Below are 8,716 nucleotides of genomic sequence, written 5' to 3' on the forward strand. Positions count from 1 at the left end.
CTGATATTAGTATTAATCAATCAACCCAAATAATTATGAAAAGCCCGTAGTCTAATCATTCCCTGTAACCTTCAAGGAAGGACTCCAGTGCCTCATAGGCAGCATCCACTGCCTCGTCAACAATTCGGGGGTCTGCATCTGAGAGTTCGTCGAGATGAAGCTCGGCGGTGATATCAACATCCAGCCTGTCGGTGTATTCAACGCTCACAGTTATCTCAATATCAACTATCTCCTTTGCTGAGACCCTCTCAAGTATAAAATCAGAAATGGTGTTATAAAGGAAACTGGATATCTCATCCAGATCCCCATCACTGAGTTTTTTAAGGCTCAATTAGTTACCCATCCCTGGATTGATCCCGGCGCCCTTCATGGCTTCCTGGATGTTAACCTGCATCTCCTGCAGTTTTTTCATCACACGTTCTTCCTGTCGCTGGATGGTTTTCTCCCTTAACTGGAGAGTTTCAAGTTTCTCCTCAAGTTCAGCTGTGATTTCACCCTTATCTACCTTTATAAGGATGTTTCCTGAACTCTTAAATACCTCAGCGTCATCTGCAGCCTTTGAGAGTTCATCAAGGGCCTTCTGTGTTTCATTAATCTGCATTTCAACCGTCTGTTTCTGCACAGATATTGCCTGTGCCTGCTGCTGCAGCTGCTGGAACTGGGCCAGCTGGTGCTGTACATTCTGTGGAAGTTCCATACTATCACCTTTCATTAATTCAATCATGAATCCTGTTGATCTGGAGGGATTAGTTCCATCATATCCATTGAGAGCCTCACCCAGCGGAGCGATGAGTTTAGGGCCGCCCTGAATGATGCCGTGTCCCGGGCACTGATTTTTATGGTTATCCTGTCATCCTCAAGGTCCACTGAAACTGAAGACCTTCCAGATGGAGAATCCATGAACTCCAGCTTAACTGCCCTGTAAACCACTGAAGAGGATTCAGGGTTTCCTGTGGATATTTCAATGAATCCCTGAATTCTATTAAGACCCACATCACTCACCGGTCTTAAAGTCCCTTATCAGCAGTTTGAACCCTGCAGGTTCGCCAGTGGCATCAAAAAGCTCCATAACCCAGGGGTAATCATCACCCTCCCTGAGTTCCCAGACGCTCCCGGATGCCTCGGGATCAACTTCAAGACCCATGAGCCTGCAGATGCCCTGAAGTTCAGGGGGGCATGATCTTGTCCTTCTAGCAGTGGAATCCCTCTCGGATCCCCTGATGTCAAAGGATGGGTTGAACAGGATGTATCCCATCTCGTCTCCCCTCTCACCAAGGAACGTTATCCTGGAAGGGTTTCCGTGTCTTTCAGATACAACAGTCACGGGTCCAGATGCCTCGATGAGCACGTCCCTGATACTCATCTTGCCCCTGTTGACATACCTCCAGCCCATTATCCTGGAGAGCCTCTGGGAAAACGATCTTGTTCGCTGGGAGGGCTTCCTGGATGTTGTAAGAAGCATCCTACCGTGCCCTTATGGTCCTCTTAACAGGAGGCACCTCCTTGAAGAGGATCCTGTACCTGCACCTGGGGCACTTATTCTCCATGTACTTCTTGGGGTCGATCAGGGTTCCGCACTGGGCGCAACGGTACAATCTACTTACCTCCAACTATCCTCTTGATGTTACGGGCTGCTGTCTTACCCATCGGGGTTACAGGCAGGTACGCGCCGCCTGTGAATACAGCGCCACACTTTCTGCACTTCCATATGCCCCTGCTCTCCCTTTTAACACCTGGCCTGTCACAGCTGGGGCATACGTGCTTCCTCTTCATCTCTTCTTCAATCTTCTTGACAGCTCTTTTAGCTTTACGACCGTAACGTGGACCGAAACGTCCTGTAATACCAACTTTCTTTGTTCTTGCCATTTTATCACTCCAGTAAATATGATGTTATAGGTATTGTAAGGCCACTATTTAAGATTTGGGGAGCCACCAGAATATGGTGACCTCCGATTCCTCCCAACCATAACTACTCATGAGAACAGAGCCACTGGAATATGGTGACCTCTGATTCCTCTAGGGATTCAGGGTGCCATTGACTTATCAAGGTACTCGATGAGCTGTGGCACCTTCTCCCTTGCAATGGAAACCGCCCTCAGGACATCCTCCCTTGTGAGGGCCCCCTCACCGCCCTTCTGCATGGCGCATATGGAGCCATCCTCTGTCACCCCTATGGACAGCCTTGCGGTGAGTATGTCCTCCTCCTCAAGGCATGGGTCCAGTATTATCTCATCACCAATCTTTGCAAAGGTGCACATTAGGGCCTTCCTGTTGATGGGGAGTGGCTGCATATTTTCCCTATCAATAAGGACCTCACCATCCTCAACCTCCGCAGTGGGTATCCTTGTATCGAGGAGCGCCGCCACAGTTGCAAGTACCGCGGCATCAAAGAGGTTGCCGTCGTAGTCGATTATGTGGAGGTCCATGAACAGCATCCAGACCTTGCTGCCCTCTATTATGCAGAGTTTTTCAAGGTCTATCATCTGACTCTCCCTTATGCAGCGGTCAACAACCCTTGATAGTTCAACCGAACGCTCATCGGGAGGCCCTGGCTCAAAGGTTGGTGATGCCATGGGTAGTAGTTCGGAGTTTGTGAGTATCACTCCCATCTCAGGGGTGTCAGGGAATGGTTCACCTATCTGCGGCTTTACACCAACTATTATCTGTGTGTTGCCGAGTTTGACCCTTGAGGAACCCTCAGCCTTGGATATCACCCCTGTTTCAATGGATATGTCCCTGAACTCATGGAGTGACCTTCCATCAATTCGCTCCTTGTTATTTATAAGGTCTGTTATACTTTTTCTTGTAATTTCAGGTATTATATCCATTTTATTCACCATACCTCTTTCTGAGGGCCTCTTTCTGAACCTCATGTATTCTGAGGCAACCCTCCACTGCCAGGTCAAGGGCCCTTTCAAATTCATCCTCTGACAGGTTTCCGTCACTCTGGAGAAGTGTGATCTCACGTGTCCTTGGTAGGATTGCAACCGGTACATCCGCCTGCCCGGCCTTGTCCTCCTCCTCAGAGAGGTCAAGGACAACCTGGTCGTTAACCTTACCCGCGGCACAGGCGACAACCATGTCCCTCATGGGTATCCCGGCATCTGCAAGGGCCACGGATGCTGCTGTGATACCCGCGCATCTCGTACCGCCCTCTGCCTCAAGAACCTCTATGAAAACGTCTATGACGGACCTTGGAAACTTTTCAAGTATCAGTGCAGGCCTCAGGGCCTCCGCGGTTATCTTGGAAATCTCGACAGAGCGCCTGTCTGGACCCGGTCTCTTTCTCTCCTCAACAGAGAATGGTGCCATGTTGTACCTGCACCTTATAACTGCCCTGTCAGGTCGCTGCAGCTTCCTTATCTGTGCCTCTCTTGGCCCATAAACAGCTACAAGTATCTTGTTACCTCCAAATTCAAGGTAGGATGAACCGTCAGCCCTTTCAAGTATTCCAGCCTCAATTTTCAGGGGCCTGAGTTCATCAAATGCCCTTCCATCCTCCCTGACACTGGGGGAGGTTTTCAGCTGATCCTGTGTGATGATACCAATCACCTCTGTTCCTCGGAATTATTTTCATCCTTAACTTCTTCATGCCCTGATTCTTCGCCCTCGGATAATTCCTCTTCATATTCTCCTATGTCATCAGGGGTTTCTGTTTCTTTTTCCATCTCCGCGGCATCCTCAACTGGAGCCTCCGGTTCAGACACTTCAGACCCGTCATCCTCATCCAGCTCAGTGGGTTCAGTGCCGGTGAGTCTGTCCAGAAGTTCCCTTACACGGTCTGTGAGTCCTGATGTGTGGGCCTCACGGTCTATCATCAATATAACCCTCTCGGCTATCCTCTCCATATCGGGTTCACCCTTTATCCAGACGACTCCATTCTGGCCCACAACGATATCACAGTGGGTCTTCTCCTTGACCATGTTTATCATGGATCCCCTTTTGCCTATGAGCCTTGGAACCTTTGTGGGTGTTATGTATACCAGAATTCCGTCCCTGAACTTTCCAAGGCCCCGGCCCTTAAGGCCCAGTTTAACCTTCTTGACCTCGTCCACATCAACTACCCTTAAAAGGAGCACGTCGCCTATGTCAAAGACGTTCTCAAGTTCCCTTTTCTCCTTGCCGAAAACCTCCGATGCCGGCAGGAGCCCGCTGTAGGGGGAGTTTATATCCAGGCCCCACATTGAGAACCTTATATCCGTGATTTCACCAATCACCACATCTCCCCTTTTGGGGATGTATTTGCTCTGAAGTGGTATCACATTTATCTTCTTATTTCTGACAGAAACAAGTCCAACGAATGATGAACATATTTTTTTACCCTCTTTAAATGTCCCTCTGCCAGGGTAGTAATCATTTTCTGCCAGAACCTGACCTGGAACAACCAGGTCCTTTTCATTTACGAGTAACACATTATGCCTCCCTGTTTTTTGAAGGCGAAAAAGGAGAGGAGGGTTTACTTGATAATCCTGGTCTCAACGTTACCGCCGGTGAGTTCATTGATTTTCTGGTAGAAACTATCCTGAAGACCCCCTGGTATCTCAACCACTGCTATCCATGACCCGTCACTCTGCCATTCCTCATTCTTTATTTTCCCGAAACTGGAAATCACGCCGTAGGCTGGGCCGGCCCTGTCGCCTGGTATCTTTATGGCAACGGTGACCTTCTCGAATTTTATGGGGATCTTGGTCCTTATGGCCTTCAGGACAATGTTGACCTGCTCATCAACTGTTTTGAATGGATCAACGTGAACCCTTGCTTCCTCCATTGCCTTTTCAATCCTTTTTGGAGGGTGAGGAAGTCCGTTCTGGGGGTTTATAGCTTCACGTGCAATTTTACTGATGATTTTTTTGCGTTTATCCTCTATCATCTGTCTTCTCTGTTCTGCAGTGAGCTGTATTGTCCCCCTCTGAAGTATTATGGGTGTTACCTCAAGAGGATCCGCTGTTTCAAAGACCTTCCTCATGGCCTCCTCAGATGCCTTATCACCCTTTCTGGCGTCCCTGAAGACCTCCTGGACCGCCAGAACATCCTCAACACTGACCTCTGAATCCTCTCTCCGGAATTCAGCTGCAAGGTCAGGGTCCACTAGAATTTCGAATCGCTCGCCATGGGATTCGAGCCGGGCGATAACCGCATCTTCAAGGCTGACCATTTTTTTACTCCTCTTCCTCCTTTTCCTTCCTGATCAGGAGTTCCTCAACATGGTCCCTGATCTCATCATCAGGAAGCCTTCTGTACTTCTTATCTGCGGCTTCTATAACAGCTATCTCAACACTTTCAGGTGTTGTTTTACCCTCTGTTGCCTCATAGACCGCATCGAGGGCCAGTTCTATTGCCTGGTTGAGGTTCATGTCATCGGTGTATTTCTTCTCAAATTCCTCCATGGCCGCTGGTCTGCCGGCCCCTATGGCTGTGGCCTTGTACTCTATGAGGGCCCCGCTGGGGTCTGTTTCAAAGAGTCTGCAGCCCTTCCCGTTTACACCACCTATTATGAGGGCTGTTCCGAAGGGCCTGACACCTCCGTGCTGGGTGTACATCTGTTTCATGTCACATATCTTCTTGGCAAGGCTTTCAACCCTTATGGGTTCATTGTAGGTTATCCTGTTTATCTGGGCCTCGAGTCTTGCCTTTTCAATTATGGCCCTTGCATCTGCCACCAGCCCAGATGTTGCGGCCCCTATGTGTTCATCTATCTGGAATATCTTTTCTATGGATTTCGGCTCAACCAGTTTACTTGTGGGCCTCTTGTCCACTACAAGAACTATTCCTTCCTTTGATTTTACTCCAAGAGAAGTGGTTCCTCTCTTAACTGCTTCCCTTGCATACTCCACCTGGAATAGTCTGCCATCCGGGCTGAATACCGTAATGGCCCTATCGTATCCTGCGCTTTGAAGTGGTTGCATTTTTCTAACCTCTCTTTATTGATGAATAAATCTGGTAATCATGAGACATGTGATACAAATCAGTCAGTATTTATCTTTCTTGGAAGGTTTAATAAACTTTTGTGTTGCAGAGCGCACCGTCCCTGAGAGTCCCAGTATATGGAATACCACCCTTGTCCCGCTGTGGTGGTGTGCCGCTGTGAGGGCAGCCATAACCTTTCCCTCGTAACCCCTCTGGCACTGAAGCACCCCCCTGATCCTTACTGCATCCGGGAAATCAAATCGCCAGAGTTTCATGAGCCATAAACGGAAATTTGATGTCTCACATTCGCCGTGGAGTTTGAGGCAGCTGTCCCATATGAGGGATACGATTTCATCCCTTGAGAACTCCCTCTCGGATATCAGTTCAAAGGCGATGTACCTCTTTGGGTTCCTGAGGGTGGGGGGGAGTATCTTCATCCTCATGTCTTCACCAGGTTTCAGTCCTGTTCTTCATCATCACAAGTCTGTTTTTTTATTCCAGTTTCCATTTGGCTCTTTTCAGACCTCTTCCTCATCCTCCACAAGCCTCACACCATCTGCAATCATAAGGGGGCGTTTGCGTGAGTATTCGATTATGGAGGATGGTGTTGATGAGAGAGCCCTCCCTGCCTCCTGGGGACCCATGCCAAAGCACCCTGCCAGGTTCATGAGGTCACGGGGTGTGCGGAGGTCATATATTGATGATGCCCTGCTTGAGAGTAAGAGTGGAAAATCGAATTTTCTGTGGAGTTTAAGGATGTCCCTGAAGTACTCAAGAACCCTCGCCCTTACCTTGAGCCATGAGCCCATGATATCGGTGGTGAAAAGTTCAACTGCAACCCTGTTCCTTGCAGCCTCCCTTGCAAGGACATGGTTCATTCCAGCGTCCCTCCTTGAGGAGTAGGGTGCAGAGAGGACATCCACCCGGGGGTTCTCACAGGCGGCGCGGTTCACCTTAAGGTCACCCCCTGAAACGTATACAACGTCGGCCTTCCTCCTGAAGCGGTTAACCTTGCGCCTCATATCCTGGGGGTTCGATGCGTTTATCATAACACCGGCTGCCACCTCAAGATCCCTGATTTCAGGGTTATCCCTCAGGAGTTCAATCTCTGGCTGAAGGCTGCTGTAGGTCTCATCGGGACAGACCAGAACAGCCCCATGGTATCCGAGGCGGGAAGCCTCAGCAAGAAGTCGCAGACTGGAATCATGGTCACCTGCCTGGATGTGGAAGTCAAAGAATTTAATCTGCCTGGAGGACTCACTTATTCGAGCATCCTCCTTGAAGTCAAAGGATTTCATATGAACCCTGCTGAAATCGGTTATTTGAGCATCCTAATGGAAGTTAAAGGATTCATCGTGCTATATGACCCAGTTATTCAAGTAATTTCCTTATATTCTCAGCTGCAACATCCTTCTTTGCAGGGTAGGCCTCCACCTTGATCTTGAGGTGTATTGCATCACCGTGCCTTACAGGTTTCCAGATCCCCTCAAGGGCCTCCTGTTTATCCAGTCGGATGAACAGGTTACCGTTTTCATCGAACCGGTCCTCGAGTTCATCCATTCTGCCCCTGAAGACCTCAATGAATTTCTCCATGAATTCTCTTAGAGCCCTTCTGCGGTCCACCCTGCCCCTTAAAACTGTGATGGGGTTTCCATGGTAGCCCTCAGCCATTTCCCTTTCAGGTGCTGCAGCGGGTATTATGTTTCTGAGGGCCTCAAGGACCTTTTCCTCATCCTCGGTACCGTAAACCATGAGGCGGTAGGAGATGTTATGTATCATTTTCCTAAAAATAATTAAGTGGGGCTTTACCTTACCTTTTCAGCCCCTTTACCCCTGTTTCGGAGGCCCCTGTTCTTCTTACCTTCACTTGTGAGACCCCTGAACACACGTCCCCTGTGCTGCTTTTCACAGATCCAGTTTATTTTGGGGTCATTCTTTATTGCTGGGTGGTTTGGATCAACGAGGATGACCTCATAGAACTTGTATTTTCCGTCCTCCCAGACCCAGTAGGAGTTGAGGACCTCCATGTTTGGGTATTTCCTTGCAACCCTTTCCTCTGCGATCCTCTTTATGCTCTTTGCAGTTGTGATTTTCTTAACACCCATTCTCTTGGGTCTTCTACCTGCCTTGAACCTGGTTTTTCTCTGGCTACCACGCCTTACACGCGTCCTCACAACTATGTATCCAGGTTTTGCCTTGTAACCAAGTGATCTTGCACGGTCTATTCTTGTTGGCCTTTCAATCCTTTTAATTACAGGGTCCCTTCTCCATTTTGGGGTCCTTTCCCACATAAGCTCCCTTACATAGGAGTCCTTTGGATTTTTCCATGCGTCTTTAACATATTTGTACATTGTTTTACACCTCTATTCTGTTCGGCTTTACGCCACATCCATGGGATCATATCCCTTAAAAATAGCGGTTTATGTACTACTACATTTGATGTGGTCACTTAAAAAGTTTACTGTTGGTTCCATGAATAAATCTGTTTATGCACGATTTTAGTGTCATTAACCATTTTGGTCTGGAATTTAAGTCCATTAAGCTAGATTAAGCTGGAATTTATATCCGGTAAACATTATGCAGATAATCCATGAAATCCAGATCATACATTGTAAATACCATTACATGTCTTACTGATTATTGATTTTAGTTAATCTATATCAAATTTGGTGCTCTCTAATGCGTCAGCCCTATCTCTTATTGATCTTACTGTAATCTACCTATCTCTTATTGATCTTACTGTAATCTACCTATCTCTTATTGATCTTACTGTAATCTACCTATCTCTTATTGATCTTACTGTAATCTA

At 47.9% G+C, this 8,716-nt stretch carries 15 protein-coding genes; all 15 read right to left on the reverse strand.

Translation table 11 applies throughout. The annotated features are described in order from the left end of the window. Nucleotides 1–55: 55 nt before the first annotated feature. The 15 genes from QFX39_RS00460 to QFX39_RS00530 all read right to left on the reverse strand — a co-directional run bounded on the left by QFX39_RS00460 (nucleotide 56) and on the right by QFX39_RS00530 (nucleotide 8,258). Nucleotides 56–331 (reverse strand): DUF3194 domain-containing protein, encoded by a 276-nt coding sequence (locus tag QFX39_RS00460; RefSeq protein WP_300476312.1) that lies wholly within the window; start codon nucleotides 329–331, stop codon nucleotides 56–58. After that, nucleotides 332–697, reverse strand: a complete 366-nt coding sequence (locus QFX39_RS00465) for a prefoldin subunit beta (RefSeq protein WP_147671820.1) — start codon at nucleotides 695–697, stop codon at nucleotides 332–334. Between the two features lie 23 nt (nucleotides 698–720). Next, a complete protein-coding gene (locus QFX39_RS00470; RefSeq protein ID WP_300476317.1) occupies nucleotides 721–993 on the reverse strand; it encodes a KEOPS complex subunit Pcc1 in 273 nt (90 codons plus the stop codon). Nucleotide 994: 1 nt separating this feature from the next. Continuing rightward, entirely contained in the window at nucleotides 995–1,462 is a 468-nt protein-coding gene (locus tag QFX39_RS00475) for a ribosomal biosynthesis protein (RefSeq protein ID WP_300476319.1), read from the reverse strand. 1 nt (nucleotide 1,463) lies between these two features. Further along, nucleotides 1,464–1,595 (reverse strand): DNA-directed RNA polymerase subunit P, encoded by a 132-nt coding sequence (locus tag QFX39_RS00480; RefSeq protein ID WP_048901205.1) that lies wholly within the window; start codon nucleotides 1,593–1,595, stop codon nucleotides 1,464–1,466. 1 nt (nucleotide 1,596) lies between these two features. Further along, nucleotides 1,597–1,866: a 50S ribosomal protein L37Ae gene (gene rpl37A / locus QFX39_RS00485; protein WP_010876320.1), complete on the reverse strand. Its 270-nt coding sequence runs from the start codon at nucleotides 1,864–1,866 to the stop codon at nucleotides 1,597–1,599. A gap of 158 nt (nucleotides 1,867–2,024) precedes the next feature. Next, complete coding sequence (gene rrp42, locus QFX39_RS00490; RefSeq protein WP_300477118.1) at nucleotides 2,025–2,840, reverse strand: exosome complex protein Rrp42; 816 nt, start codon at nucleotides 2,838–2,840, stop codon at nucleotides 2,025–2,027. Next, nucleotides 2,830–3,552, reverse strand: a complete 723-nt coding sequence (gene rrp41 / locus QFX39_RS00495) for an exosome complex exonuclease Rrp41 (RefSeq protein WP_300476335.1) — start codon at nucleotides 3,550–3,552, stop codon at nucleotides 2,830–2,832. Before rrp41 ends, rrp42 begins: the two co-directional genes overlap by 11 nt. Then, nucleotides 3,549–4,412 carry an exosome complex RNA-binding protein Rrp4 gene (rrp4, locus tag QFX39_RS00500; RefSeq protein WP_300476337.1) on the reverse strand — a complete coding sequence of 288 codons (864 nt, stop codon included), beginning with the start codon at nucleotides 4,410–4,412 and terminating at the stop codon, nucleotides 3,549–3,551. The genes rrp41 and rrp4 overlap by 4 nt, the downstream gene beginning before the upstream one ends. Nucleotides 4,413–4,456: 44 nt before the next feature. After that, entirely contained in the window at nucleotides 4,457–5,155 is a 699-nt protein-coding gene (locus QFX39_RS00505; protein WP_300476340.1) for a ribosome assembly factor SBDS, read from the reverse strand. Between the two features lie 4 nt (nucleotides 5,156–5,159). Continuing rightward, a complete protein-coding gene (psmA, locus tag QFX39_RS00510; RefSeq protein ID WP_013295890.1) occupies nucleotides 5,160–5,906 on the reverse strand; it encodes an archaeal proteasome endopeptidase complex subunit alpha in 747 nt (248 codons plus the stop codon). A gap of 63 nt (nucleotides 5,907–5,969) precedes the next feature. Further along, nucleotides 5,970–6,344 carry a ribonuclease P protein component 2 gene (gene rnp2 / locus QFX39_RS00515; protein ID WP_367185375.1) on the reverse strand — a complete coding sequence of 125 codons (375 nt, stop codon included), beginning with the start codon at nucleotides 6,342–6,344 and terminating at the stop codon, nucleotides 5,970–5,972. Nucleotides 6,345–6,425: 81 nt separating this feature from the next. After that, on the reverse strand, nucleotides 6,426–7,205 hold the full coding sequence (gene rnp3 / locus QFX39_RS00520) for a ribonuclease P protein component 3 (RefSeq protein WP_300476346.1): 780 nt from the start codon (nucleotides 7,203–7,205) through the stop codon (nucleotides 6,426–6,428). 73 nt (nucleotides 7,206–7,278) lie between these two features. Then, complete coding sequence (locus QFX39_RS00525) at nucleotides 7,279–7,686, reverse strand: RNA-binding protein (protein WP_300476347.1); 408 nt, start codon at nucleotides 7,684–7,686, stop codon at nucleotides 7,279–7,281. Between the two features lie 26 nt (nucleotides 7,687–7,712). Continuing rightward, complete coding sequence (locus QFX39_RS00530) at nucleotides 7,713–8,258, reverse strand: 50S ribosomal protein L15e (protein ID WP_300476349.1); 546 nt, start codon at nucleotides 8,256–8,258, stop codon at nucleotides 7,713–7,715. Nucleotides 8,259–8,716 lie beyond the last annotated feature (458 nt).

The sequence above is a fragment of the Methanothermobacter sp. genome (genome assembly GCF_030055425.1).
In the GTDB taxonomy this organism is placed as follows: Archaea; Methanobacteriota; Methanobacteria; order Methanobacteriales; family Methanothermobacteraceae; genus Methanothermobacter.